Source organism: Herbaspirillum sp. GW822-FHT03A08 (assembly GCF_058801885.1).
The window spans coordinates 54,685-81,134 of the sequence record NZ_JBXANR010000004.1 but is presented as its reverse complement, the minus strand read 5'-3'; the positions used below and the strand labels follow the sequence as shown (position 1 = coordinate 81,134).

At 59.9% G+C, this 26,450-nt stretch carries 24 protein-coding genes; 6 read left to right on the top strand and 18 right to left on the bottom strand.

All coding sequences use genetic code 11. The annotated features are described in order from the left end of the window. Positions 1 to 8: 8 nt before the first annotated feature. The 3 genes from AC1RN6_RS13540 to AC1RN6_RS13530 all read right to left on the bottom strand — a co-directional run bounded on the left by AC1RN6_RS13540 (position 9) and on the right by AC1RN6_RS13530 (position 3,755). Positions 9 to 1,373: an MATE family efflux transporter gene (locus AC1RN6_RS13540; protein ID WP_493005967.1), complete on the bottom strand. Its 1,365-nt coding sequence runs from the start codon at positions 1,371 to 1,373 to the stop codon at positions 9 to 11. A 151-nt stretch (positions 1,374 to 1,524) separates the two neighbouring features. Then, complete coding sequence (locus AC1RN6_RS13535) at positions 1,525 to 3,243, bottom strand: ArnT family glycosyltransferase (protein ID WP_493006445.1); 1,719 nt, start codon at positions 3,241 to 3,243, stop codon at positions 1,525 to 1,527. Between the two features lie 242 nt (positions 3,244 to 3,485). Then, on the bottom strand, positions 3,486 to 3,755 hold the full coding sequence (locus AC1RN6_RS13530) for a type B 50S ribosomal protein L31 (RefSeq protein WP_007876624.1): 270 nt from the start codon (positions 3,753 to 3,755) through the stop codon (positions 3,486 to 3,488). Positions 3,756 to 4,293: 538 nt separating this feature from the next. Between AC1RN6_RS13530 and kynU the strand changes: the two genes are divergently transcribed. The 4 genes from kynU to AC1RN6_RS13510 all read left to right on the top strand — a co-directional run bounded on the left by kynU (position 4,294) and on the right by AC1RN6_RS13510 (position 9,077). Further along, positions 4,294 to 5,529 (top strand): kynureninase, encoded by a 1,236-nt coding sequence (kynU, locus tag AC1RN6_RS13525; RefSeq protein ID WP_493005966.1) that lies wholly within the window; start codon positions 4,294 to 4,296, stop codon positions 5,527 to 5,529. 163 nt (positions 5,530 to 5,692) lie between these two features. After that, positions 5,693 to 6,724: a porin gene (locus tag AC1RN6_RS13520; RefSeq protein ID WP_493005965.1), complete on the top strand. Its 1,032-nt coding sequence runs from the start codon at positions 5,693 to 5,695 to the stop codon at positions 6,722 to 6,724. Between the two features lie 104 nt (positions 6,725 to 6,828). Then, positions 6,829 to 8,538 carry an LVIVD repeat-containing protein gene (locus AC1RN6_RS13515; protein ID WP_493005964.1) on the top strand — a complete coding sequence of 570 codons (1,710 nt, stop codon included), beginning with the start codon at positions 6,829 to 6,831 and terminating at the stop codon, positions 8,536 to 8,538. A 221-nt stretch (positions 8,539 to 8,759) separates the two neighbouring features. After that, positions 8,760 to 9,077: a c-type cytochrome gene (locus AC1RN6_RS13510; RefSeq protein ID WP_493005963.1), complete on the top strand. Its 318-nt coding sequence runs from the start codon at positions 8,760 to 8,762 to the stop codon at positions 9,075 to 9,077. Between the two features lie 280 nt (positions 9,078 to 9,357). On the opposite strand, the gene AC1RN6_RS13505 is transcribed toward AC1RN6_RS13510, so the two are convergent. The 3 genes from AC1RN6_RS13505 to AC1RN6_RS13495 all read right to left on the bottom strand — a co-directional run bounded on the left by AC1RN6_RS13505 (position 9,358) and on the right by AC1RN6_RS13495 (position 12,295). Then, the gene (locus tag AC1RN6_RS13505; protein ID WP_493005962.1) at positions 9,358 to 10,572 is read right to left on the bottom strand and encodes an ABC transporter substrate-binding protein; all 1,215 of its coding nucleotides are present in this window, start codon (positions 10,570 to 10,572) and stop codon (positions 9,358 to 9,360) included. A gap of 377 nt (positions 10,573 to 10,949) precedes the next feature. Continuing rightward, positions 10,950 to 11,750: an anti-sigma factor family protein gene (locus AC1RN6_RS13500; RefSeq protein WP_493005961.1), complete on the bottom strand. Its 801-nt coding sequence runs from the start codon at positions 11,748 to 11,750 to the stop codon at positions 10,950 to 10,952. After that, the gene (locus tag AC1RN6_RS13495; protein WP_493005960.1) at positions 11,747 to 12,295 is read right to left on the bottom strand and encodes a sigma-70 family RNA polymerase sigma factor; all 549 of its coding nucleotides are present in this window, start codon (positions 12,293 to 12,295) and stop codon (positions 11,747 to 11,749) included. Before AC1RN6_RS13495 ends, AC1RN6_RS13500 begins: the two co-directional genes overlap by 4 nt. A 146-nt stretch (positions 12,296 to 12,441) precedes the next feature. Here AC1RN6_RS13495 and AC1RN6_RS13490 point away from each other — a divergent pair, with 146 nt between their 5' ends. Then, positions 12,442 to 13,428 (top strand): metallophosphoesterase family protein, encoded by a 987-nt coding sequence (locus AC1RN6_RS13490; protein WP_493005959.1) that lies wholly within the window; start codon positions 12,442 to 12,444, stop codon positions 13,426 to 13,428. Continuing rightward, positions 13,425 to 13,790: a cupredoxin domain-containing protein gene (locus AC1RN6_RS13485; protein ID WP_493005958.1), complete on the top strand. Its 366-nt coding sequence runs from the start codon at positions 13,425 to 13,427 to the stop codon at positions 13,788 to 13,790. Before AC1RN6_RS13490 ends, AC1RN6_RS13485 begins: the two co-directional genes overlap by 4 nt. 59 nt (positions 13,791 to 13,849) lie before the next feature. Here AC1RN6_RS13485 and AC1RN6_RS13480 read toward each other — a convergent pair whose 3' ends face one another. The 12 genes from AC1RN6_RS13480 to rho form a co-directional block, all read right to left on the bottom strand. After that, positions 13,850 to 15,238: an amino acid permease gene (locus AC1RN6_RS13480; protein WP_493005957.1), complete on the bottom strand. Its 1,389-nt coding sequence runs from the start codon at positions 15,236 to 15,238 to the stop codon at positions 13,850 to 13,852. Positions 15,239 to 15,370: 132 nt separating this feature from the next. Beyond that, positions 15,371 to 16,378, bottom strand: a complete 1,008-nt coding sequence (locus AC1RN6_RS13475; RefSeq protein ID WP_493005956.1) for an amidohydrolase family protein — start codon at positions 16,376 to 16,378, stop codon at positions 15,371 to 15,373. Next, entirely contained in the window at positions 16,375 to 16,947 is a 573-nt protein-coding gene (locus AC1RN6_RS13470; RefSeq protein WP_493005955.1) for a 3-hydroxyanthranilate 3,4-dioxygenase, read from the bottom strand. The genes AC1RN6_RS13475 and AC1RN6_RS13470 overlap by 4 nt, the downstream gene beginning before the upstream one ends. Positions 16,948 to 17,185: 238 nt before the next feature. Beyond that, positions 17,186 to 17,617 (bottom strand): RidA family protein, encoded by a 432-nt coding sequence (locus AC1RN6_RS13465; RefSeq protein ID WP_493005954.1) that lies wholly within the window; start codon positions 17,615 to 17,617, stop codon positions 17,186 to 17,188. Further along, the gene (locus AC1RN6_RS13460) at positions 17,614 to 18,402 is read right to left on the bottom strand and encodes a 2-keto-4-pentenoate hydratase (RefSeq protein ID WP_493005953.1); all 789 of its coding nucleotides are present in this window, start codon (positions 18,400 to 18,402) and stop codon (positions 17,614 to 17,616) included. Before AC1RN6_RS13460 ends, AC1RN6_RS13465 begins: the two co-directional genes overlap by 4 nt. After that, a complete protein-coding gene (dmpG, locus tag AC1RN6_RS13455) occupies positions 18,399 to 19,436 on the bottom strand; it encodes a 4-hydroxy-2-oxovalerate aldolase (protein ID WP_493005952.1) in 1,038 nt (345 codons plus the stop codon). The genes AC1RN6_RS13460 and dmpG overlap by 4 nt, the downstream gene beginning before the upstream one ends. A 13-nt stretch (positions 19,437 to 19,449) precedes the next feature. After that, positions 19,450 to 20,394: an acetaldehyde dehydrogenase (acetylating) gene (locus AC1RN6_RS13450; protein WP_493005951.1), complete on the bottom strand. Its 945-nt coding sequence runs from the start codon at positions 20,392 to 20,394 to the stop codon at positions 19,450 to 19,452. Positions 20,395 to 20,416: 22 nt separating this feature from the next. Continuing rightward, the gene (gene mhpD, locus AC1RN6_RS13445; RefSeq protein WP_493005950.1) at positions 20,417 to 21,199 is read right to left on the bottom strand and encodes a 2-keto-4-pentenoate hydratase; all 783 of its coding nucleotides are present in this window, start codon (positions 21,197 to 21,199) and stop codon (positions 20,417 to 20,419) included. Positions 21,200 to 21,220: 21 nt separating this feature from the next. Beyond that, positions 21,221 to 21,625 carry a RidA family protein gene (locus AC1RN6_RS13440; protein ID WP_493005949.1) on the bottom strand — a complete coding sequence of 135 codons (405 nt, stop codon included), beginning with the start codon at positions 21,623 to 21,625 and terminating at the stop codon, positions 21,221 to 21,223. An 11-nt stretch (positions 21,626 to 21,636) separates the two neighbouring features. Beyond that, positions 21,637 to 23,130, bottom strand: a complete 1,494-nt coding sequence (locus AC1RN6_RS13435; RefSeq protein WP_493006444.1) for a 2-hydroxymuconic semialdehyde dehydrogenase — start codon at positions 23,128 to 23,130, stop codon at positions 21,637 to 21,639. Between the two features lie 396 nt (positions 23,131 to 23,526). After that, positions 23,527 to 24,513 carry a LysR substrate-binding domain-containing protein gene (locus AC1RN6_RS13430; RefSeq protein ID WP_493005948.1) on the bottom strand — a complete coding sequence of 329 codons (987 nt, stop codon included), beginning with the start codon at positions 24,511 to 24,513 and terminating at the stop codon, positions 23,527 to 23,529. A gap of 550 nt (positions 24,514 to 25,063) precedes the next feature. Next, the gene (gene rho, locus AC1RN6_RS13425) at positions 25,064 to 26,326 is read right to left on the bottom strand and encodes a transcription termination factor Rho (protein ID WP_094565211.1); all 1,263 of its coding nucleotides are present in this window, start codon (positions 26,324 to 26,326) and stop codon (positions 25,064 to 25,066) included. Between the last annotated feature and the right edge of the window lie 124 nt (positions 26,327 to 26,450).

The following is a 26,450-nucleotide window of genomic DNA, read 5'->3' as shown; positions in this document are numbered from 1 at the left end:
CATGGTCTTTATTCGTTGGCGACAGCAATGCGCCGCTGCACCACGCGCAAATACCAGATCAGGAAGAAAGCCACCACACCCAGGCTGGCGCTGTTGCCGAGCCAGAATCCCGCTGCGCCATGCAGCCACGTCGGCGACAACCCGAAGGGGGCCAGCCCCAGGATGTACCCGCCGCCTAGTCCCACGCCCCACAGCGCCACCGCATAGATCACCGTCGGAATTACCGCGACCTTGTACGCACGCAATACGAATGCGGTCGTGACTTGCAGGGAGTCGAACAACTGATAGAAGGCGATGAACAGGAACAAAGGCAAGGCAGAGGCGATGATCACCTCATCCGGCGTATAGGCGCGAATGATGTCTTCGCGCGCAAACCACACGATCACGCCAATAAGTACGGACAGAATCGCCGACAGCCGGATGCCGGCACGGGAGATGGTCTTTGCCATGCGCCAGTCGCGCGCGCCGATGGCTTGCGCCACCAGTGTGCCGGTCGCATTGGCCAGCGACAGCGGCAGCATGTACAGCACCGTGCCGACGTTGGCGGTGATCTGATGTCCGGCCACGGCGACCGCGCCCAGGCGCGCGATGAAGATCGCCATCAGCGTGAAAGCCGTGACTTCGATGAAATAGCTCAGGCCCATCGGGATGCCCAGCTTCAGCAAACTGCGCTGCGCAGCCCATTGCGGTTTGATGAAGCCGCTGCCGAAGACCTTCAGCTCACGGTAGATCGGCGCCTTGCGCACCAGCATCCAGCCGGTCAGCAGCATCAGCCAGGCGATCAGGCTGGTGGCGATGGCGCAGCCCGGGCCGCCGAACGCCGGCAAGCCGAGTCCGCCGAAGATGAACCATGCATTGAGCGGAATTTTCAACAGCAGCGCGCCGATCTGGATCGCCATGACCATCTTGGGTCGCGCAATCGCGGTATTGAGTGCTGCATAGACGCGAAAGCCCAGCGTCGCCGGCAACGCCAGCGCTTCGATACGCAAATAGAGCGTGGCCTTTTCTGCCAGTTCGGGCGAGGCTTGCGCGAAGGACAGGAAGGCAGGGGAGAACACCAGTACCAGACAGCCGATGCAACTGAGGAAGAGTGCGAGCCACAGTCCCTGTTTCACTTCGCGGCCGATATCCTCCAGCCGACGGGCGCCGTAGAGCTGGCCGATGATCGGCAACAGCGCCTGCAGCACGCCCGACAGGCCGACGAAGACGCTCACATAGATCGACACGCCCAGCGCCAGCGCAGCCAGATCCATCGCCGAAAAGCGCGACACCATGGCGGTATCGATCACGCCGTTGGCGATCAGCGCCAACTGGCCGATCAGGATGGGCCAGGCCAGCGAAGCGATGCGGAAGGTGTGGAAGCGTTGGTTCATGCGGATAAACGATCAACGCAGGCCTCTTGCGGAAGCCTGCGTTCTCTTTTCTTTCTATTCTCTTTTGACTTGGAGGCAGCCGGGACGTCGGTACGGACGTCTGATCCGACCGATGCGCAGCAGACGGTGATCTGCTGCGCGCTGCCCTCAATTATCGCCCAATGCGGCGATACAGGCGGAAGCGCTCGTCGCGGTCGGACGGACGGCGGCCTTCCCACAGCAATTGCCAGTTGCCCTGGTACTGGCGCAACATCTGTTCGGCGTTCTGATTATCGATACTGTCTTGCAGCAGCAGAAAGTCGCAACGCATGTCCGGACGGTCTTCAAAACGCACGTGGCCGAAGTAGGCGAACGACGCGCGCTGCGCCGGTCCGACGTTGGACTCCACACATTGCTTCACGGCCGACATTTTTTCTTCGATCTGCTGCGCGACGCCGGCGTAGCTTTTGCCGTAGTTGACCCATGGCAGCCACAAGGTCATCAGCAGCACCCAGCACAGCACCACGCCTCCCGAAGACAGCACCACCGCGCGCCACAGCACCGACGGACGGCGCGAGATGCGCCAGTGCACCAGCAGGATCCAGAAAACGGTCGTCATCACGGCAATCGCCAGCGCAATCATGTTGAAGCCTGGTTGATAGCCCGGCGCCAGCTTGTAGGCGTTCTTGGCGATCTGCGCCGGCCAGCCGGTTTCCTTGGCGATCCAGCCGATCCAGATGAAGGCTGCGCAGGTGGTCAGCGTCATCACCGAGAACCAGTCCACCGCGTTGATGGCGCCGCGCTTCATGGTCGGCAGGCCGAATGCGGCGAGAATGGCCAGCGCCGGCAGCAGCGGCAGCAGAATGCCTTCTTCGCTGTGCACGTTGAGCAGCACCAGTAAGGTCAGAGGGATGAAGAATGCCAGCGGCAGCGAGATATGCAGCGAATGCGGCTGGCGGCGCCAGGCATAGACGGCCCATCCGGCAAACGGCCATGCCGGCCAGGCGAACCAGACGCCGTATTTGAGGAAGAATTTCAGCGAGGCCATGGTCGGCCAGTTCAACTGATAGATATTCCAGCTCAGCCAGGTCGAAAATTGCGCACTGGCTTCCGGCAGCAAGGCGCGGATGGACAGCACCCAGATCAAGCAGATGCCCACGGCGGCCGGCAGCGATACGCCCAGCAGCGATTTGAACACGGGACGGTAATATAGGCCTGACAGCACCAGCAAGCCGAGCAGCAGGCCGCTCGGCAATATCCAGCCATGCGTCAGCACCAGCAGGCCGAGTGTGGCGCCCAGCATCAGGGCATGCCCAAGTTTGTTGGTGTCGAACACGCGCGTCGAGCAATACAGCGCATAAGAGACCAGCGCGATCTGCATGGTCTTGGCGCTGGTTTCATGGCTGTGCAGCAGCAGGCCGAGGAAGCCGAGATAAATCAGGAAAGCGCCATCCGCCAGCGTGCGGCCGAAATCGCGCGGTTCGGGCTGGCCGCCGAAGGCCAGCTTGAGCGGTTGCGCCTCATTGCGGCGGCCCAGCAGATAGGTGGCGTACCAGATCGACAGCGAGCCGACCAGGAAGCAGGCGACGGTCGAAATGCGCGCCGCCAGCGGATCGCCCAGCAACCAGCCGAACAGCTTGATGCAGATCGCACCGAACCAGTAGGCCAGCGGGCTTTCCGCCGGCATCGCCATGCCGGCGATATTCGGCGCCAGCCAATCCATCAGATTACCGTGCGCCATGGTCCACATGATGCCGAAGCTGGCGGCATCATCGTTCTTCCACGGGTCGCGACCGATCAGGCCCGGCAGGATATACAGCAGGCCGATTGCAAGCAGGCCCCAGCGAGGCAGTGCATTGGTCGCAGCGGCAGGGAGACGGACTGGCTTCATCAAGGTGTTATTGCTCTTGTTTAGTTTTGATGCACTATTGGAGTGCAAATTCAGGGTATCGTTTTGTCGACAAGTTTGCAGGCGATATTGTGCAGCAAAACCCTGTTAAAAGTTGTATTTGACCGTAACGGCCATAGGGACGAATACGCCCCGGTTGAGGCAGATGAGACAGTTCACCCGTATGCGCCGGGCAAAAAACAAAAAAGGCAGCCTGAGCTGCCTTTTTTGACATCGTGCAGAGATTATTCTGCCGCGACTGCAGTCTTGGAGCCGACTGTGCCGAATTTTTGGCGGAACTTCTCAACGCGGCCAGCGGTGTCAACGATCTTGTGCTTGCCGGTGTAGAACGGATGCGATTCGGAAGAAACTTCAATCTTCACGAGTGGGTATTCTTTGCCTTCGAATTCAGCCTTTTCGCGAGTGCCGATAGTCGAACGGGTGATGAACTTGAAGTCGTTCGAAACGTCGTGGAACAGAACTTCGCGGTAATCTGGGTGGATGCCTTGTTTCATTTTTTGCCTTAAAAATTAATGGTAGCCAATCATCACTTCGTCGGTCGTCTTGCTTCTTGACCCGATTGTCGATCACTTGCCGGGGGGTGAAAAGTCCGAAATTATACAATGAAATCATGGGTTTGCGTCAACCCTGAATGGCTTTGGCCGGTGCCGGGCGTTGTTTTCTCCGGATTGTGCTGTTTTTCAGCGTCAAACGCGAGTCAAGCGATGGCTCAAATGCTTTATCATTCAGCGCCCAAGCGGTTTGCGGGGCGATTGCCCTATTGCAGGGCAGACAACGGGGCCGATAGTCACTGCATGATCGCTATATGTATCTGACTATAAATTAACGGAATAACAGACGCACAATTATTCATTTTCGCTTATCCCCCCGTCACTTCATACTGAGCCGCATGTAGTCAGGCTGGCCTGAAGCAGCACGGACAGCGGCTCCAGCCGGCAAAAATACAAAAAAGACAGACAACTCAGCAGGACCCGTGCAGATGCTCGCCATCAGGCAGCTCGGTACAGGCATTTCTTAGATTCGGGAATCGACATGGTAACAAGACAGGACTGTATTACGCTGGACCAGCAAGATGCGCTGGCCGCATGCCGCGAGAAGTTCGCGCTGCCGGAGGGGGAAATCTATCTCGACGGCAATTCGCTGGGCGCCATGCCCAGGCACTTGCCGGCGCGCATGCAGGAAATCATGGTCAAGGAATGGGGCAACGGCCTGATCCGCTCCTGGAACGACGCCAACTGGATCGACCTGCCCAAGCGCGTGGCCGGACAAGTTGCACGTCTGATCGGCGCCGGCAAGGATGAAGTCATGGTGGCCGACTCCACCTCAGTCAACCTGTACAAGGCGCTGGTCGCCGCCGTGCGCCTGAATCCGGCGCGCAAGGTCATCTTGAGCGAGCGCGGCAATTTCCCGACCGACCTCTATATCGCGCAGGGTGTCGCGGAAATCTTCAACCTCGAAATCCGCTACGTCGATTCGACTCCGGAAGCGGTCCTCGCCGCTCTGGATGACAGCGTCGCCGTGGTCATGCTGACCCACGTCAACTATCGCACCGGCCAGATCTATCCGATGCAGGAAATCACTGCCAAGGCCCACGCCGTCGGCGCACTGGCCTTGTGGGATCTGGCGCACAGCGCCGGCGCCGTGGAAGTCGACCTCAACGCGGCCAAGGCCGACATGGCGGTCGGCTGCGGCTACAAGTACCTGAACGGCGGCCCCGGCGCGCCGGCCTTCGTGTTCGTCGCGGAACGTCATCACAAGGATATGCGCCAGCCGCTATCCGGTTGGCACGGTCACGTGCGTCCTTTCGAATTTGTGCTCGGCTACGAGCCGGCGCCAGGTATCGAAAGCATGCAATGCGGCACGCCGCCGCTGTTGTCGATGCTGTCGCTGGAATCGGCGCTGGAAATTTTCGACGGCATCGAAATGAGCGCGCTGCGCAAGAAGAGCGTCGCACTGACCGAACTGTTCATCAAGCTGGTCGATGAAAAGCTCACGCCTTACAAGTTCGGCCTGGCTTCGCCGCGCGATTCCGCGGTGCGCGGCAGCCAGGTGTCGTTGACGCATGAGCAAGGTTACGCCATCGTGCAGGCGCTGATCGCGCGCGGCATCACCGGAGACTTCCGGATGCCGAACATTCTGCGTTTCGGATTCACGCCGCTGTATGTCAGCTTCGCCAACGTCTACGACACCGTGCAGGCAATCGCCGAGATCATGGAAAGCGGCGAGTGGAATCAGGACAAATTCCTCACCAAGAAGGCAGTGACCTGATCAGAAATAGTTAGCAGTTTTTAGTAGTCCAATTTTGACGCGCCGGCCTCGATGCCGGCGCTACCCGGTTGTCCCCAATCACCTCGACAGAAGGAGATGGGAATTGACGCTCTCGAGATAGAAATAAATCGCAGTGGGTAAAAATTAACAGGGAGGAGTAGTGATGAAACTCAAAGGTGCAGTTGCGTCCGCATTGTTGCTGGCGGGAGCAAGCGGAGTGGTCCATGCCGAAGACGGCGTAAAGATTTCAGGATTCGTCGATATCAATCTGGAGCGCTTGTCGACGCCAAAAAACAGTACTTACCGTATTTCCAGCGGCGGCCTGAATGCTTCGCGCATTGTCTTCAGCGGCGACGAAGATCTGGGAGGCGGCAGCAAGGCTTTCTTCACGCATGAAATGCAATTTTCCGCCGACAACGGCACCGGTCCGACACCGCGTCAATCGTTTGTCGGTCTGAGCGGACCCTGGGGTACGATTTCCATGGGCCGTCAAAACACCCCGTCGTACTGGATCGCCGGTTATGCCGATCCGAGCTGGTCGGCTGACTACAGTATCGTCAGCAACATGCAGTTCTTCTATGCCCCGTATCGCGAGAACAACTCGCTGGCCTACAACACCCCCCGCGTGGGTGGTTTCATGGGCCGCTTCATGGTCACCGCCGGCCAGGAAGACGGCACCAGCAACGGCCGCTACGTCAGCACCGCCGTTGAATATCGCGAAGGCCCGCTGTTCGCCGGCGCCGTCAGCGACCTCAAGTACAACAAGAACGTCTTCGGTTCCAACATCCTCAGCTCGCGCGACAATTATTTTGCGCTGGCGTATCGCTTCGGTTCGTTCGAGCCGACCTTCATCTATCACACTTACAACGGCTACTACGCCTACCCGCCGTACGTCGGCTTCAATGCCAGCGGTTGGGATGCGCAAGCCGGCATGCGCTGGCAGATCACCGATCGTCATCGCGTCTTCGCCAGCTTCGTGGTCAAGAAGGATGACAAGAACGTCGCCATGTCAGACGCCAAAGGCATGTTGCTCGGCTACGGCTACAACCTGTCCAAGCGCACCGACCTGTACGCTAACTACGGCCGTATCAACGTAAAGAACAACACGACCGTGGCATACCCGATGACCTTCAACAGCAGCGGTTCGCCGGCGCCGAACAGCGGTATCCAGCTGGGTATCCGCCACGCGTTCTGATGTCCTGACGTGTTGACGTTTTACGTCTGACACGCGGTAAAGAGGAGCCGGCGCAGGCCGGCTCCGACCAGATTCAAGGAGGTGTTTAAATGAAAGAAGGAGTCATGAAAACAAAATTTTTCCAACTCAGCACGATCGTTGCGCTGCTGGCCGGCGCGGCTGTTATGTCGATGTCTGCCCACGCGCAGCAACCGCGCAGCGGCGTCAACCTGAACGCGCCCGATGCGCCGCAGGCGATGCCGCAGCATCCGTTGCTGCCGGGCGAGCCGGCTTACCCGGTGCCAGGCACCTGGGGTTATGACAAGTCCACCGGCAAATTCAAGAGCCCGGACATGGCGCCTGATGCCTACGGCGCGCATCCGGTGGAAGGCAGTCTGCCTTACCTGGATCTGAATCAATACGAAAAGAACGTCAAGGTCGAGAACTTCACGCCTTACGTCGCCGGCGCAGGCCACAGCTGGCAGGCCTCGTTCGACTGGAACGGCCGCCGCTACCTGTACGACTACGAAACCTGGATGTACAACCTGTTCGACATCACCGACCCGCATGACATCAAGGTGGTGCAGCAGAAGACCTTCAACACCCGCGCCGGCGAACATCAGTTCGGCCCGTTCAACGTCAAGTTCAACAAAAAGCTGAACAAGATGATCGCGGTGCAGTGCTACGAAATCACACGCTACGGCCTGCTCTCCAACAAGTACACCAAGCCGGACGAAGTCAAGCGTGTGCGCGAGCGTCAGATGCTGCGCGGCTTCCGCATCTTCGAAGTAACCAGCCCGCAGTGGACCGACTGGAAGCTGCTGTCGGAAACCTCGCTCGATCCTTACCACTCGGCGCAACAGCAGCCGCAGGAAGGTTCCGGCTGTCAGGACGTGCCGGTCTATAACGGCGATCAGTACCTGTTCGTCGCCGGTGCGCCGGACAACAGCTTCGCCAACCAGGAGTACAAGAACTATCTGTACACCGGCGGCCAGCTGGCGTTCGACGTCTCCGATCCAAGCAATCCGAAACGTCTGTCGATGTGGTGGGCGCCAGGTTCGCGTCTCGGTGAAGAAGAGGAATACAAGAAAAATCCTCGTGCCGGCAACAAGACCTCGTGGATGGGTTCGCGCATGCCGCTGTTCATTCCGAAACCGGTTGAGCAGGGCGGCAAGTACGGCTACGCAGCGATGGGCGGCTTCGGCTTTTACGTGATCGATATCTCCGATCCGAAGAACATGAAGCAAGTCGCGCACATTGACATGCCTGTCAGCGTCACCGGCACCGAAGGCGACAACATTGACGTCTCCAAGGTCGAGTCGACCGGCATGGTCTACTACAGCGGCTATCCGATGACTGAGGACTGCTACGAACCGCTCAAGGCGATCTATTCGATCGACGTGCGCGATCCGAAGAATCCGAAGATCGTCAACACACTGCCGACACCAGTGCCGCCGAAGGATGCGCCGTTCACCGACTTCTGCCAGCGTCGCGGCAGCTTCGGTCCGAAGCGCAGCGGTTACGCTCAGATCCAGCCAGGAACGCCGAGCCCGCGCTACATGCCGTACTCGTACTACAACGCCGGCATGCAGATGTTTGACGTGAAGGATCCGCTGAATCCGACCATTGCCGCCTACTTCGTGCCGAAGATGATCGACCCGTCGCGTCACACCAAGGACGAACAGACACAATCGATCCGTGCTCTGCCGAATCCGGTGCACAGCATCTTCGTCGAGTGGGACCGCAATCTGGTGTGGGTGTTCTCCAACCACGGTATCTACACCTTGTCGGTACCACCGCTTGGGAAACCTGTATTCGGCATGCCGAAGAAATAAAAGCCAGCTATCTACGCTCGCAATAGACGGGTAGTAAAAGCTGAGCAGCAACCAATGAGGTGGGCGCCGTTCATTGCAATGGATGACGTCCCGCCGCATGCAGTAAGGATCTTACGGGATCCGTTTTAAGGAAGTTCATTCTTTGTCCTTCTCTTGAGCTTGTGCCATTCAGTGTCGAAGCTGAATGGCACTTTTTTTGTCCGTTTTTTTTGGAGACCATCATGAAGTTTCACACCGTCCTGTTCATCGCACTGTCTCTGCCGGTCTTGCTTTCACCAGTCGCCGGCATGGCGGCATCGGCTGCCGAAGAAAGCTGCCGTGTCTGCCACAAGATGGACAGCAAACTGATCGGTCCGGCATTCAACGACGTCGCCGCACGCTACGGGAAGGATAAGGACGCCATCGCCAAACTCAAGCACAGCATGCTCGAAGGCAGCAGCGGCAAGTGGGGCACGATGGCGATGCCGCCCAACACCGGTCTGACCGAAGCCGAAGCGGAGCGCTTCGCGCATTGGATCATGAGCCTGAACAAGAAATAAGAAGGAAAATGCGGCGTGAAATAAGCTCGCGGCAGGAGAGAGGCGTAGGGCGGGGCGTAGGAGGCATCAGCGCTGGAGGTTCGGTCGGCAGGCGTGCGCTTCAGTGCGTCAGCCCCGCATTGCAAGCACCACCGCGCCGTCGTCCTGACGAAAGTCAGGACCCAGCGTCGTATCAACCGTTGTCACGACACTGGGTCCCGGCGGTCGCGGGGACGACAGCGAAGAGTCGACTGGCCGACGGACATGCCGCCGGCAGGCTGGTCGGCTTGTTACAGGGACTTTACTTCCACAGCGCGCACTTGGACTCCGCCTTGGTAGTCCAGGCCTGTTCCGCCGGAATGGTCTGCACCACCTTGTAGTAATCCCACGGATACTTCGACTCGGACGGCTTCTTCACTTCCATCAGGTACATGTCATGCACCATGCGGCCATCCGGACGGATGTAGCCGTTCTTGGCGAAGAAGTCGTTGATCTTGGTCTTGTGCATCTGCGCGATCACCTTGTCAGGATCGTCGGTGCCGCTGGCCTTGACTGCATTCAGATACTGGATCGTCGCCGAATAGTCGCCCGCTTGCAGCATCGACGGCATGCGCTTCATCTTGGCGAAGTAGCGCTTGGACCAGTCGCGGGTCTCCTGATTCATGTCCCAGTACCAGCCGTCGGTCAGGTACATCCCTTGCGTCACCTGCAGCGTCAGCGCGTGCACATCGTTGATGAACATCAGCAGGCCGGCCAGCTTCATGGTCTTGTTGATGCCGAACTCGTTGGCGGCCTTGATCGAATTGATCGTGTCGCCGCCGGCATTGGCCAGCCCCAGGATCTGTGCTTTCGACGCCTGCGCCTGCAGCATGAAGGAGGAGAAGTCCGACGCGCCCAGCGGATGCTTGACCGCACCCACCACCGTGCCGCCGTTGGCCTTGACGATATCGGAAGTGTCTTTCTCCAGCGAGGCACCGAAGGCATAGTCGGCCGTCAGGAAGTACCAGCTCTTGCCGCCGTTTTTGACGATGGCCGAGCCGGTGCCCTTGGCCAGCGCGACTGTGTCGTAGGCGTAGTGGATGGTATAGGGCGTGCATTCTTCATTGGTCAGCCGTGCCGTTGCGCCGCCGATGGCGATGAAGGTCTTTTTCTTTTCGCCGGCCACTTTGGCCATGGCCAGGCTGGTGCCGGAATTGGTGCCGCCGATCAGCATGTCCACGCCTTGCTGGTCGAACCATTCGCGCGCCTTGGAGGCAGCGATATCGGCCTTGTTCTGATGGTCGGCAGTGACCAGTTCAATCTTCTTGCCATTGACCGTGCCGCCGAAGTCGGCAATCGCCATCTTGATCGCTTCGATTCCGCCCTGGCCGTCGATGTCGATATAGACGCCCGACAAGTCGGTGATGATGCCGATCTTGACCACATCTCCTGAAATCTGCGCTGCCGCCGGTGCGGCAAATCCCCCTGCAAATGCGGCGGCCACGGTCGCCGCGATAGCTGTCCTGGTGACGTTCATCTGTTGCTCCTCCTGATTGGTTGTCTTTGCGATACTGCTGTTTTTATACCGTCTGATGGACGGCTGCTTTTACTGCCCGGTATGGATAGATAGCCGGTATGCCGCTTTTTCTACAACTTGCAACGATGCTGCGCTTGCTGGTGACGCTGGTAAGGCTGGTGATGGGGCTGATAAGGAAATGCTTGCCGGAGGATCGGCTGCTTGTCTTTGCTTTGGTTCTTATTTGTTTTTTGCTCCGGCTCTTCCTGTCCTGACCGAAGCGTGCCTGAAATAGTAGTGTACGCAGAAAATCACGGTCAAGCGGTTTTTCCGCGATGTTGCACAGAAAAAAGCCGCGACGGGCGTCACGGCTTTCAGGGGTATATCGGCGGACAGGTTTATTGATGCGTCGCCAGGCGCAAAATTCCCGAGAACTTCAGCAATTCGCTCTCTTCCACGTCGGACACTGCCCAGTAGTGCATCTCGTCCGCAGTCCAGCGCACTACGTGATAACCGCGGCTGCTCTCGGCCTTCGGTCCGGCGTCCTTGCCGTTGGCCGGCCAGATGTACAGATTGATGGGATGCTTCTGGCGGCGATAGATCAGCGCCGCGACCGGGTGACCGTCAAGGTAATCGAGCCGGCCACCTTCCAGCACAAAGCCTTGCGGCGCAAGATCGATCACCGTCGGAGCAAAATTCAGCTTGCCGTTGAACCACGGCTTCACCGTATGCTGATCGGTGGAGACGACATCGGTCAGATGGTCGGCCTGCAAGGAGCGCACGTGGTTGGAGATGGCTTCTTCCGTGATGCGGTCGTCCGCCGTAGGCAGGTTGAGGTACAGGCCGGCGCTCCAGACCGCGACCAGCAAGGTCGCCATCGCCGTACCAATTTGCAGCCAGCTCAGTTTTGAGCTGAGCCCCCAGCTTGCGGAAAAGCCGGGCAGGCTGATACGGCGCGGCTTGTCCTGCGGCAAGGTGTCCGGAATATGCGTAGCGATGCGGGCGGCCAGATCCGGCGGCGCCTTGAAGTATGCGGTTTCAGTGCGGACGCGTTTGCTTAATGCCGACTGTTCGGCATATTCGCGCTGACACTCCGTGCAAGTGTCCAGATGGCGTTGTACGGCCAGCGTCTCTGCGATGCCGAGCTCCTGGTCCACGTAGGCCGGCAGCAGCTCCATGATTTCGCTGTGTTCCATCATTCCCCCTGATTTGCCGGAGCAAGAATTTTTGCCAGCAGCTTGCGGCCGCGGCCGAGACGCGACATGACCGTGCCGATCGGAATGCCGACGATGCCGGCGATTTGCTTGTACGACAGATCCTCCAGTTCGCGCATGACCATCACCTCGCGGAATTCCAGCGGCAACGCGGCAAGTCCCTGCTGAAGCTGGCGCTCGCTGTCCTTGCGCAAGAGCAGCTTCTCCGGGTTGTTGTCGCGGTAGTGCATGTCAGCGGCATCACTTGTCTCAAGACTGTGAAACTCCTCGTCAAAGTGCGTGTTCTGCTGTTGCGCATGATTGTCCTGATACCAGGTATAGAAGGTATTGCGGACAATCGTGAGCAGCCAGGCGCGGGCGTCCTCGCCGTGAAATCCATCGAAAAACCGGAAAGCGCGCAAGCTGGCTTCCTGCACCAGGTCTTCCGCATCGTGGCGGCTGCGCGTCAGCCAGCAGGCAAGGTTGAAGGCCGAATTCAGATGCGGCATCACCAGCATGTGAAATCGTCTGTTCTTTATCGGGTCGGTCATGCACGCGCTTCCATGGTTATGAAGACGAGACTGGAAATACCTTTCTTTTATTCCCGATAAGGCGAAAAAAATAATGGGAATAAATCTTCAATGACGGCGGTTTAGGTTGTATCGATCAGGTGATCGGTCCAACCTAGGAGGACGTCATGGGCAACGATAGTAACAATGATACGAACAACGGCACAAATAGTGTCATCGGCAATGCCGCAAACAGCAGCGTCGACCGGCGCAGCTTTCTTCGTCTGGCCGGGCTGGGCGGCGTCATCTTTGCGTCAGGGTTGAGCGGGTGGGCAAGCGCGGCGGAGGGGGCCGGTTCTTCCGGCAGCGTTGCCGCGGCGGAAGATTTTTTCTTCGTGCAGCTGTCGGATACGCACTGGGGTTTTGAAGGCGACGTCAATCCTGACGCCAAAGGCACTTTGCAGAAGGCCGTCGCTACCGTGAACGGCCTGGAGCAGGTGCCGGATTTCATCGTCTTCACCGGCGACCTGACGCACACCACGGACGATCCACGTGAGCGCCGCCAGCGGCTCACCCAGTTCCGCGACATTGTCGCCGGGCTCAATGTGAAGAAGGTCTACTTCATGCCCGGCGAGCACGATGCCGCACTGGACAATGGCAAGGCCTATCAGGAATTCTTCGGCAAGACGCATTACACCTTCGACCACAAGGGCGTGCACTTCATCGTGCTGGACAATGTTTCCGATCCGGCTGCACGCATCGGCGACGAACAGCTCGCCTGGCTGGCCGCCGATCTGAAACAGCAGGCGGCCGACGCCCGCATCGTGGTGTTCACCCATCGTCCGCTGTTCGATCTGTACCCGCAATGGGACTGGGCCACGCGCGACGGCGCCAAGGCGGTGGAGCTGCTGATGCCGTATTCCAATGTCACCGTGTTCTACGGCCACATCCATCAGGAAAACCATCACATGACCGGCCATATCGCGCATCACTCCGCGAAGTCGCTGATCTTCCCGCTGCCGGCGCCGGGTTCGCAACCCAAGCGCACACCGTTGGCCTGGGATGCCGCGCATCCGTATCACGGACTTGGCGTGCGGACCGTGAAGCCGGAGCCGCGTCCGCGCAACACCGAATACATCCTCACCGAACTGGCCGTAGGAGCGGCGAAATCATGAACCAGATCGATAAAAAGCGCCGGCTGTTGCTGGCCGGCTGCGCGGCAGGCGGATTGGGGGCGATGGCGATTGCCGTGGCTCAGCCTAAGGAACGTATCATCAAGGTAACGGCCAAACGATTCGATTTTTCGCCGAGCGTCATCCCGCTGAAGAAAGGCGTGCCGGTGACCTTGGAGCTGACCAGTCTCGATATCCCGATGGGTTTCAATGCGCCGGATTTTGGCGTACGGGCCGACATGCTGCCGGGCAAGGTCTCCAAGTTGCGGTTCGTCCCGGACAAGACCGGCGAATTCACCTTCTACTGCGACATCTTCTGCGGCTCCGGCCATGAAAGCATGTCGGGTTCGCTGGTTGTAACCTGAACGTTATTCGCAAAAAAAGCCGTGAATCGCTTCACGGCTTTTTTGTGGGGAGGGGCAACTCAGAGCTTCACGGGTTTGCGATACCAGATGAAGTAGATCACGCTCAGCAATGCCACGAACGGGATACCCGACAGCAGCGTTGCCTTGAACTCATCGGTGAAATATGTCGTCACCATGATCGCCACCATCAGCAGCGCACCCAGCAAGGTCAGACCCGGAAAACCCCACATGCGGAACGCCAGCGGCCGGCCGCCTTCCTTGCTCCAGCGGCGGCGGAAGCAGAAGTGGGTCACAAAGATCATCAGCCACGTAAACATCGCGCCGAACATCGACACCGACATCATCAGCGTGAACGAGGCCTTCGGATACAACACGCTCAATGCGGTGGCGATGGCGATGCCGATACACGACAGACCCAGCGCCCGCACCGGCACGCCGCGCTTGCTGACCTTGCCGAACTGTGGCGAAGCATAGCCGGCGCGCGACAGGCTGAACATCATGCGGGTAGTGATGTAGAGCTGGCTGTTCATGGCCGACAGTGCGGCGATCAGCACGACGAAGTTGATGATGCCGGGCGCGCCTGCAACATGGATCGCTTCCATCACCAGCACGAACGGGCTCTTGTCGGTGCCGGCCGACGACCACGGCAGGATCGCCAGCATCAGCGCCAGGGTCAGCAGATAGAAAATCACCAGACGAAACATCGCGGCGCGGAATGCGTGCGTGATGGCTTTTTCAGGCTCCTTCGCTTCGCCGGCGGCGACGGCGATCATCTCAATGCTGAGGTAGCTGAAGATCGACACGATCACCGCCACCCAGGTGCCCCAATAGCCTTTGGGGAAGAAGCCGCCGTGCGCCACATAATTCTTGAAGCCGATCGGGCCGTCGGCCGGCGCGCCGTAGACGATGTACGCGCCCAGCAGGATGAAGCCGACGATGGCGACGATCTTGATCATCGAGAACCAGTATTCGATGAAGCCGAAGATATTTACGCTCAGCGCATTGACGACGATCAGCGCGCCCGAGAACAGCACGATCCACAGCCACGCCGGCGATCCGGGAAACCAGTATTGCATGTACAGCGCCACCGCTGTCACCTCAGTGCCGACCGCCAGTACGATCGACGCCCAGTAGGCATAGCGCACCATGAAGCCGGCCCAGGGACTGACGTAGTAGCCGGCATAGGCGCCGAAGGACCCCGAGGTCGGATGCGCCACCGTCATCTCGGCCAGGCAGCCCATCAGCAGCAGCGCGATGACGGCGCCGATGGCATAGCTGATGAGAACGCTCGGACCGGCGAAGCCGATCGCAAATCCGCTGCCGAGAAACAGGCCGGTGCCGATGGCGCCGCCGATGGCGATCATCGACATCTGGGCGCTGCTCAAACTGCGTTGCAACCCCTTTTCCTGATCGACAATGCCCTGAAAGTGGTCGCTGCTATGTTGCATTTTCTGTCTCCCTGATTAACTTTCTCTTCAAGCCGCCGCTGTTGTTGATGATGTTGCGGCTGCTTCAGTCACTTCTGTTATTTCTGTTTTCTTCGGCGCAGCATTATGCACTGCGCCGGACATCTCCAACAATCAGATGCCGAAGAACTTCCGCGCATTGCCCGCCAACAGCTGTGCATGCGTCGCCGCGCTGAAGCGGGTATCGCGGATCAGTTGGCCGACCTGTTGTTCGCCCAGCGGATATGGATAGTCCGAACCCAGCATCACGCGCTCTTCACCCATGATGTCCACCAGCAACTCCAGCGAGCGGCTGTCGAACACGGCCGAGTCGACGTGGAAGCGATTGACGTAGGACGACGGCAGATTGGGGCAATCCTCGCGGATGATGTCGCGCTCGCGCCAGGCGTTGTCGACACGGCCCAGCAGGAAGGCGAAGCTGCCGCCGCCATGCGCAAAGCAGATCTTGAGCGACTTCGGCAGGCGTTCGAAAGCACCGGACAAAATCAGCGACAGAATGCCGAGCTGGGTTTCCGCCGGCATCGCGACCAGCCAGGGCAGCATCCATTTTTTCATGCGCTGCTCGCCGCCCATCATGTCCCAGGGATGCACCAGCAGCGGAATGCCTTCGTTGGCGCAATGCGTGAGGAAGGTCAGCATGTCGGCGTCGTCCAGATCCTTGCTGCCGAGATGGTTGCCGATCTGTACGCCGATGTGGCCGATGCTCTTGGCGCGCGAGGCTTCCAGGCAAGCGGCGTCGATGTTTTGCAGCGGCACCTGCGCCAGCGTCTTCAGGCGCTTCGGGTCATGTGCGCACAGTTCGATGGCGTAGTCGTTCATGCGTTGCGCCCACGGCAGCGCCTGTTCCACCGGATAGCTGTAGCCGAACATCACCGGCGTGGCGCACATGATCTGCAGGTCGACGCCGGCCTTGTCCATTTCAGCGATGCGGCGCGCGGGATCCCATAGCGCGGAATACACCGGGCGGAACGGCTTGCTGCCGGTCATGATCATGCCGTGGTCGTTGTCCTTGACTTGCAGCCAGGGCGCAGCGTGAGGATCGAGTGCGGCGGCTTCGGCCTGAGTAATCGGCGGGAAAAAGTGCGAGTGAATATCGATCACTTGCGGTTGTGCATTGCTCAAGGTTTCGCCCCTTGTTGTGTTATTTGGGTTGGTTGTGAGGTGTGCGCGTGCTTGCCCGGATGCGTGGCGCCGCAGTGTTTGCAGAGGCGCAGGCTGGCGTCGCCATAAAAGCGTTCGAACAGCGGCGGCAGGTCGGCGACGATGCTCTTCAATTGCACTTCGACGCGATACACCAGGTGATTGCATTGCAGGCAATACCATTCAAAACCGTCGGTCACGCCTTCCGGACGCTGGCGCTCGATGACCATGCAGCGGCTCTCCGGCTCCGGACGTTGTGGCGAATGGCGCACATGCGGCGGCAGCAGGAAGATGTCGCCTTCCTTGAGATCGACGCGTTCCACCTTGCCGTTGTCCATGATGTTCAGATAGGCGTTGCCCTTGAACTGGTAAAAAAATTCTTCCAGCGGATCGTCGTGGAAATCGGTGCGCTGATTCGGCCCGCCCACCACGGTCACGATGAAGTCGGCGTCTTGCCAGACTTGCTGGTTGCCGACCGGCGGCTTGAGGCGATCGGCGTGATCGTCCAGCCATTTCTTGAAGTTAAGTGGCATGCCGTAGCGGAAACTCATCTCACCGTCCTCCATGAGATGCGTTCTTGCCAGACGGAGCGCTGGCAAGGAGTGCAACGCAGCCAGCGCTCCGTCTGGCAAGAACCCGGAGGGAACGGACTATTTGGGCGTATTGCTGCGTTGCGCCGCTTGCCAGGGGAGCCCCCCTTGGCTGCGCGACGCGCCTTGCACTACCTCCCAAATAGTCGCGTTCGCACTCATGGAGGACGGTGAGATGAGTTTCGTACATGCTGTCTCCCTATTTTGGTTTGTAAGCGATGGCCTTGATTTCTATGAGCAAGTGCGGGTGCGGCAACTGATGCACCGCCACCGTCGTGCGTGTAGGTCCATCGTAATCGAAGTATTCCCCGTATACCTCGTTATAGCCGCCGAAGTCGTTCATGTTGACGAGGAAAGTCGAGATTTCAACCACGTCCGACAGCTCGGCGCCGACGCTGTGCAGGATGCCGCGGATATTTTCGATCACGGCGCGCGTCTGTTCCTTGATGTCGAGTTTGGTGGTACCCATCTCGTCGACTTCCACGCCTTCGAAACTATTGTCCGGGCGGCGCGAGCTGGTGCCGGAAACGAACAGGAAATCACCGGCGCGTTTGACGTGCGGAAATTTTCCGCGCGGCAGCGCCTTGCCTTCGACCAGTTTGGCCTGGGTGTTCAGGGTGAGTTGATTCATGATTGTTTCCCGGTAAAGAATTCAACGCGGCCCAGGCCGCCGATGTCGGTGCTGACATGCAAACCGGGGCGCAGGGCTTCGGCCGCTGTCGCCGCACCAGCCATGATCAGCGAACCGGCCGGCAGCGACATCTCTGCAGCGGCAAGCAATTGCGATGCCTGCACGATGCTGCGCAGCGGATTGCCGAGGATGGCGCCGGTGCTGCCGAGCTGGACCGCATGGCCGTTGAAACGCATCGCCACGCCGCGGTTGATCAGCGAGCGCAAGTCCCGCACATCATCGGAAAACGCGCCGACGATCAGGCCGGCGGACGAGCAGTTGTCGGCCACCACGTCTTCCAGAGTGAACTTGAAGTTGCGATAGCGCGAGTCGATGATTTCCATCGCCGGCGCCGCGGCTTCCAGATAGTTGCCGGCTTCGAGCAGCGTCAGCGGACGATCAATCACTTTGCTGGTGAGAAAGCAGACTTCCGGTTCGACGCGCGGATGGATGAAATCGCCGAGGTCGACTACGCCGCCTTCTTCGCGCAGCATGGCATCGGTCAGCAGACCCCAGATCAGGCTGTCGACGCCCATCTGGATCATCTTGGCGCGGCTGGTGAAGCCGAGCTTGATGCCGATCGGTTTTTCGCCGCGCGCATGGCGCTGGGCGATCGAGGCGCGTTGAATGTGGTAGGCCTGATCCAGCGAGAATGCATGTTTCGGCGTCAGCGGATCGACTTCATGGCGGTCGCGCGCAGCGGCGTCCAGCGTGGTCGCCAAGGCTTGCAGGCTGGCCGCGCTCATGCCGCCACCTTGTTTGCGTTGCGTTGCTCCAGCAGGTCCAGCGCAACGTCGACGATCATGTCTTCCTGACCGCCGACCATGCGGCGGCGGCCCAGTTCGACCAGGATGTCGACGGCGGCGATGCCATAGCGTTTCGCCGCCGCTTCGGCATGGCGCAGGAAGCTCGAATACACGCCGGCATAACCGAGCGCCAGTGTCTCGCGGTCCACGCGCACCGGACGGTCTTGCAGCGGGCGAACCAGATCGTCGGCGGCGTTCATCAGCGTGAACAATTCGGTGCCGTGCTGATAGCCCAGGCGGTCGACGGCGGCGATGAACACTTCCAGCGGTGCGTTCCCCGCGCCGGCGCCCATGCCGGCCAGCGATGCGTCGACACGGTCGCAGCCGTGTTCCACCGCGACGATGGAATTGGCCACACCCAGCGACAGATTGTGATGCGCATGCATGCCGGTTTCGGTCTCGGGTCTGAGCGTGTCCTTGAATGCCTTGAAGCGATCGGCGACGTCGCGCATCGACAGCGCGCCGCCGGAGTCGACCACGTACACGCACTGTGCGCCGTAGGATTCCATCAGCTTGGCTTGCTGCGCCAAAGCAGCCGGCGTCGTCATGTGCGACATCATCAGGAAACCGACCGTGTCCATGCCCAGTTTGCGTGCATGTTCGATGTGCTGTCTAGAGACGTCTGCTTCGGTGCAGTGCGTCGCTACGCGCACGGTGCGCGCACCGGCCGAATACGCGGCGTCGAGGTGGTGCACGGTGCCGATGCCGGGGATCAGCAAAGTCGCCACGCGCGCATGTTGCAGCACGCCGGCGACGGCTTCTATCCATTCCAGATCGGTGTGTGCGCCGAAGCCGTAGTTGAAGCTCGATCCGCACAGGCCGTCGCCGTGGGCGACTTCGATGCTGTCGACTTTGGCGGCGTCGAGTTCCTTGGCGATGGCGACTGCGTGTTCCAGCGAATACTGATGGCGGATGGCGTGCATGCCGTCGCGCAGCGTGACGTCGGAGATATATATTTTCTTGTCGTTTTGCATGAGCGTAATTTCCTTAATTCGCCAGACGCGCGGCGATGTTCTCGGCGGCGGCCATGGCGGCCGAGGTCATGATGTCGAGGTTGCCGGCGTAGGCGGGCAGGTAGTGCGCCGCACCTTCGACTTCGAGGTACACCGATACCTTAAGGCCGCCGACTTTGCCGAGACCTGGGATGTTGATCGGCTGATCGGCCGGGATGCGGTCGAACTGCACTTGCTGCTTGAGGCGATAGCCGGGTACATAGGCGGCGACGTCGGCCACCATCTTTTCGATGGAAGTGCGGATCTCGTCTTCATTGGCGCTGGCATCGGCCAGACAGAACACCGTGTCGCGCATGATCAGCGGCGGTTCGGCCGGATTCATGATGATGATGGCCTTGCCGCGTGCGGCGCCGCCGACGCTGACGATGGCCTTCGAGGTGGTCTCGGTGAATTCGTCGATGTTGGCGCGCGTGCCGGGGCCGGCGGACTTGCTGGCGATGGACGCTACGATCTCGGCGTAATGTACGGTCGCCACGCGCGACACGGCGCGCACCACGGGGATGGTCGCCTGGCCGCCGCAGGTGACCATGTTGATGTTCGGGCTGTCGAGATGTTCTTGCAGATTGACCACCGGAATCACGTAAGGGCCGATGGCGGCCGGCGTCAGGTCGATGACCTGGATGCCGTGTTCCTGCAGGATGCGGTTGTGCTCGGCATGGGCCCCGGCGGAGGTGGCGTCGAACGCGATTTTGATTTTGCCGAAACCCGGCAGTTTCGTCAGACCCTGTACGCCTTCGTGGGTGGTGGTCACGCCCATGCGGGCTGCGCGCGCCAGACCGTCTGAGGACGGATCGATGCCGACCATGGCGCCCATGCTCAGATGCTTCGAATTGCGCAGGACCTTGATCATCAGGTCGGTGCCGATGTTGCCGGAACCGATGATGGCGACGTCGACGCGCTGATTGTTTTCTGTGCTCATGCTGCTTCCTTAAATGTTGCCGTTATTCCGAAAAGAGCGCGCTGACGCGGCCGAGTCCTTCGATCTGCGCGTCAAAGACGTCGCCGGCGGCGGCCACCACCATCGGGCCGAGCGCGCCGGTCATGACGATGTCGCCCGGCTGCAGCGGATTGCCCACGCGCGCCATGACGTCGGCCAGCCAGACGGCGGCGTTGAGCGGATTGCCGAGACAGGCGGCGCCGGCGCCGATCGACACCTGGTCGCCGCGGCGTTCCATCAGCATGCCGCAGTTGACGATGTCGAAATCAGCCAGCTTGACCGGACGCGAGCCGAGTACGAACAGGCCGCTCGAGGCGTTGTCGGCAATCGTGTCGGTCAGGCGGATGTCCCAGCCGGCGACGCGGCTGCCGACGATTTCCAGCGCCGGCAGGGCGTAGGCGGTGGCGTTGATGATGTCGGCCACGGTGTGCTTGGCGTGGTTCAGCGGACGTTCGATGACGAGCGCGATTTCCGCTTCGATCTTTGGTTGCAGGATGCGCGCGATGTCGATGGCTTCGCCGTCGGCTACGCACATGTCGGCGAACAGCATGCCGAAGTCGGGCTGATCGACGCCGAGCTGTTTCTGTACGGCTTTGGAGGTCAGGCCGATCTTGCGGCCCACCAGACGGCGGCCCTGGGCGATCCAGCGCGCGGTGTTGTGTTGCTGGACGGAGTAGGCGGCTTCAACGTCGGTCGCGCCGATCAGGTCGCGCACCGGGTCGCAGGGCTGTGCCGTTGCATGTGCTTGCCAGAGACGCTCTGCGGCTTGTTCGATTGCGGTTGTCATAGGTTGATCTTCAAAGAGTCCTCAGGATTGGACGAAAGAGAATTCGATTTCGACAGTAGCGCCCAGCGGCAGCGCGACCACGCCGACCGTGGTGCGCGCCGGTGGGATGACTTCGGCTGTGAAGACTTCTTCCCACGCGGCGTTGATCTCGGCAAAGGCGTCGAAGCGTGTAGTGAAGATGCGCGCGATCAGCAAGTCGTCCAGCGTGACGTCGTAGTCGGGCATCGCCTTTTGCAGGTTGGCGAGAATGGTGCGCGTTTCGGCGCCGGGTCCGCCTTCAGCGAGCTTGCCGGTGGCGGCATCGAGCGCCACCATGCCGGATACCTGCACCACGGGACCGATCTGCACACAAGGGCTGTAGCGAAAGCGCGGCGCGGGAATGGCGTCGGACTGGATGCAGACGCGATTGTTCTTGATCGTGTTCATCTCAGCCTCGCTCACAGCTTGATGCAGATGTTGGTGACTTCCGAATAGAAGTCCAGCGAATAGCGGCCGCCCTCGCGTCCCAGTCCCGATTGCTTGACGCCGCCGAAGGGCGTGCGCAGGTCGCGCAGATACCAGGTATTGACCCAGACCAGACCGGCTTCGATCTGCGGCGCAACGCGGTGCGCGCGCTTGAGGTCGGAGGTCCAGATGGCGCAGGCGAGGCCGTAGTCGCTGTCGTTGATGCGGCCGATAACTTCGTCTTCGCGGTCGAACGGCGCGATGTGGCAGACCGGGCCGAAGATTTCTTCCGTCACGCAGCGCGCGTTGTCGGGCAGGCCGGTCCAGATGGTCGGCTGTACGTAGGCGCCGTCGTCGCGCTCGTCATTGAATGCAGGGATGCCGCCGCCGGCCACCACGATTGCGCCTTCTTCGACGGCGAGGCGGTAGTAGGACAGCACCTTGTCGCGATGCCCGTGCGAAATCAGCGGGCCCATGTCGACGTTGTCTTCGGCGGGATAGCCGATCTTCAGTGCTTGTGTCTTTTCTTTCATCGCCGCGACGAAACGATCGAAGATAGAGCGTTCGACGTAGACGCGTTCCGAGCACAGGCAGATCTGGCCGGAGTTGGTGAAGGACGAACGCATCACGCCGGCTACGGCGGCATCGAAGTCGCCGTCGGCGAACACCACGGCCGCATTCTTGCCGCCCAGTTCGAAAGAGACTTCCTTCATGCCGTCGGCGACGGCCTTCATGATGGTGCTGCCGGTTTTCGATTCGCCGGTGAAGGTGATGGCGTCGATGTCCGGATGGCGCGTGAGGAATTCACCGGCCGAGTTGCCGCCGAAGCCGTGGATCAGGTTGAACACGCCCGGCGGTACGCCGGCGTCGCGGATGACTTCGGCCAGCAGCGTCGCCGAGGAGGGGGATTCTTCCGACGGCTTGGCGACGACGGTGTTGCCGCAGGCCAGCGCAGGAGCGACTTTCCAGGTGAACAGCAGCAGCGGCAGATTCCACGGAGAGATGATGCCGACCACACCCAGCGGTTTGCGCACGGTGTAGTTGAGGGCGCCGAGGCCGTCGGCGCTTTCGCTCTGAAACAGGTCGGTGTTGGCGGTCTTTGCCAGATCGGCGAAGGTGCGGAAATTGGCGATGCCGCGTGCGACGTCAAGCGTGCGCGCCTGATGCACAGGGCGGCCGGTGTCGGCCACTTCGGCCGCAACGAATTCATCGAAGCGCGCCTGGATGCCGTCGGCGATCTTGTGCAGCATGGCTGCGCGCTCGGAGACGGTCATGCGGCCCCAAGGGCCATTGAGGGCGGCTTGCGCAGCTTTGACGGCGGCGTCGACGTTGTTCGCATCGGCCTCGCAGACGTCGGCGATGTGTTTGCCGTTGACCGGCGAGATGTTGCGGAAGGTGTTGGCGCTGGCGACAAATTCGCCGTTGATGAAGTGTTTTAACTGCGGCCGCAATTGCGGACGTGGTTGCGCAGATGATGTCGAACTCAAAGAACTCACGAGCGGGTCTCCCGATATAAAAGCGTATCGATCCGGCAGCCGGAGTTGTCGTGACGAGTCTGCCGCTTTGTCTGTACAACAAAACGATTCAGTTTTTTGCGGACGACTTCTCTACTTGTTTTTGCGCCGGTTTTTCTTGTCGTTTGACCGTTTGCGCAGGCTTGCCGGACTACTTGTTGAAGCTAGTATAGGGAGAGCCAGATATGAAACATAATGAAAAAACAGGACTTTAGTATTCCATGAATTTATGGTGGAGGGATGCGGCGAGGATGGCGCCGATCTGCAGATAACACGCGTCAAATAGCTGCTATTTGTATAGATTATGACGAGTAGGCCGGACTCGCCAGGATGCGCCCGGCCCGGCCTGCTGGTCGATTTTCGCGGAGTTTAATACTCGGCAGCGGTCTCTTTGAGGCACTTGATAAATGCCTGCGCAGCGGGTGTCGGTTCGCGGTCGGTACGGATGGAATAGCCGATGTCGCCAAAGTCGCCGAGGTCGCCCAGTTCGAGGATGGAAAGCAGGTTGAGATTAGCGAAATGCTGGGCCACGGCGCGCGGCATCAGCGAGATCGACGGCGAGTCCTGCATCAGGCCGATATTGGTCAGCACCGACAGCGATTCCACCACATTGGTCGGGATGCTGAGCCCGGCGTCGAGGAACAGATGCTCGGCTGTCAATCGCGCCGGCGACACCTGCAGCGGGAAAATCCACGGCCAGTCGAGCAGGTCGGACAACTGGATGTCGATGCGCTTGGCCAGCGGATGCTTGCAACCGACCACGGCGCACAGCGCTTCGCGATACAGCACGCTGTGTTCGAAGGCATACATGCGCGCCAGCGGCAGGTCGCGTTCCGGCAGACGCCCGACGACGATATCGAGCTCGCCGGTGGCCAGCGCGGGGAACAGCTGATCGGTCGGGCCGTCGCGCACGGTGACCAGCACGCCGGGACGCTGATGCTTGAGCCGCGTGATCGCTTGCGGCAGCAGGCGCGCCGATGCCGAGATCACGGTGCCGATGATGACGTGGCCGCTGTCGCCGGTGCGGAAGGTATTGAGTTCGTCGGTGAGGTAGCGCAGCTCGGCGATGACGGTCTTGACGCGCGTGCCGAGCAGGGTGCCGTAGCAAGTCGGCGTGACGCCGCGATTGGTGCGCTCGAACAGCGGCACGTCGAGGTCGGCTTCCAGTTCCTGGATGGCTTTGGTGACGGCGGGCTGGGTCAGATTGAGTTCGCGCGCGGCGCGGGCGATCGAGGATGAACTGAGTACACGCTCAAAAATCAGCAGCGGCTTCAACTTGAGGCGGCGCAGCATGACGTCGGTTAACGGAATATTGGCGCGCGGATTGCCGGCGCCGCTGGTCTTTGCATCGGACATCGTTGTCTCCCTGCCGGTGCGGTCACGCATCGTTCCGGTCAGTTTTGTTAGTAACTCGGCACTCCGGCGGAATGCTCGGTCACCGGTCATGCAAGAGGTGTGCCATTGCGGCGCTACCTGTTGTTGTCGGCCGGTGAATTTAGTCGGGACAGTTTACTGTATTCGCGGCACATGCCCGCTATAAAAAATGTAAGGACGGAATTGTAAGGACGAAATGCGCGAACGTTGTTCGTCGCTGCGAATCATGACGTTTTGATACGTCTGTCGTCCTGACGAAAGTCTGGACCCAGGGGCGTATCGCACGTCGTCACGACACTGGGTCCCAGCGTTCGCTGGTACGACGGAGAAGAAAGGAAGGGCAGCTGCTCAAACGGCTTGCACGGATCGTGCTGAAATAAAAAAATCCGCCGGATTGCTCGGGCGGATTTTTTGAAGAACCGATAGCTTGAAAGTGGCTAACACGGCGTCGCTGGCAAGGCGCAACGACGCAGGCAGCACGAATGTGCGACAAGGAGTTGCAACGCAGCCAGCGGCGTTGTGTTGGTCACTTTTAGCTGCCGCGACGCATCATGTCGAAGAACTCTGCGTTGTTCTTGGTCGACTTCATCTTGTCGAGGATGAATTCCATCGCTTCGATTTCGTCCATGTCGTACATCAGCTTGCGCAGGACCCAGATCTTTTGCAGCTGATCCGGCTTGATCAGCAGCTCTTCGCGGCGTGTGCCGGACTTGCTGAGATTGATCGCCGGGTAGACGCGCTTCTCTGCGAGGCGGCGTTCCAGGTGGACTTCCATGTTGCCGGTGCCTTTGAATTCTTCGTAGATCACGTCATCCATACGGCTGCCGGTTTCGATCAGCGCGGTGGCGATGATGGTCAGCGAACCGCCTTCTTCGACGTTACGCGCAGCACCGAAGAAACGCTTCGGACGTTGCAGCGCGTTGGCGTCGACACCGCCGGTCAGGACCTTGCCGGATGCCGGGATCACAGTGTTGTAAGCGCGTGCCAGACGGGTGATCGAGTCCAGCAGGATGACCACGTCTTTTTTCATTTCAACCAGGCGCTTGGCTTTTTCCAGCACCATTTCAGCGACCTGCACGTGACGCGTTGCCGGTTCGTCGAAGGTCGATGCCACGACTTCGCCGCGCACCGAGCGCTGCATTTCGGTCACTTCTTCCGGACGTTCGTCAATCAGCAGGACGATCATCACGGTGTCGGGATGGTTGGTGGTGATGGCGTGCGCGATGTGTTGCAGCATGACCGATTTACCCGACTTCGGCGACGCCACCAGCAGACCGCGCTGGCCGCGGCCGATAGGCGCGATCAGGTCGATGATGCGGCCGGTGATGTTTTCTTCGCCGCGCATTTCGCGCTCCAGCTGCATGATCTTGTTCGGATGCAGCGGCGTCAGGTTTTCAAACAGGATGCGGTGCTTGGAGGCTTCCGGCGCTTCGCCGTTGACCTTGTCGACCTTGACCAGCGCGAAGTAGCGCTCGCCGTCTTTCGGTGTACGCACTTCGCCTTCGATGGAGTCGCCGGTGTGCAGATTGAAGCGGCGGATTTGCGAAGGGGAAATGTAAATGTCGTCGGTGGACGCCATGTAGCTGGCGTCGGGCGAGCGCAGGAAGCCGAAGCCGTCAGGCAGGACTTCAAGGGCGCCATCGCCAAAAATCTGTTCTCCCGATTTCGCGCGCTTCTTGAGGATCGCGAACATCAGTTCTTGTTTGCGCAGGCGCGCTGCGTTATCGATGTCCAGGCCAATTGCCATTTCAAGCAATGCGGAGACGTGTAACGCCTTTAATTCTGATAAGTGCATATGAGTGTCCCGAGATGGGAATAGTAAAAGGTGGGGGAGGGAGTTGCGTGGTGTGTAAATTAAAGAACAGGCTTACGTGTATCGAATTTGTTCAGACTACCGGTAAGCACAACAAGCGGCGATA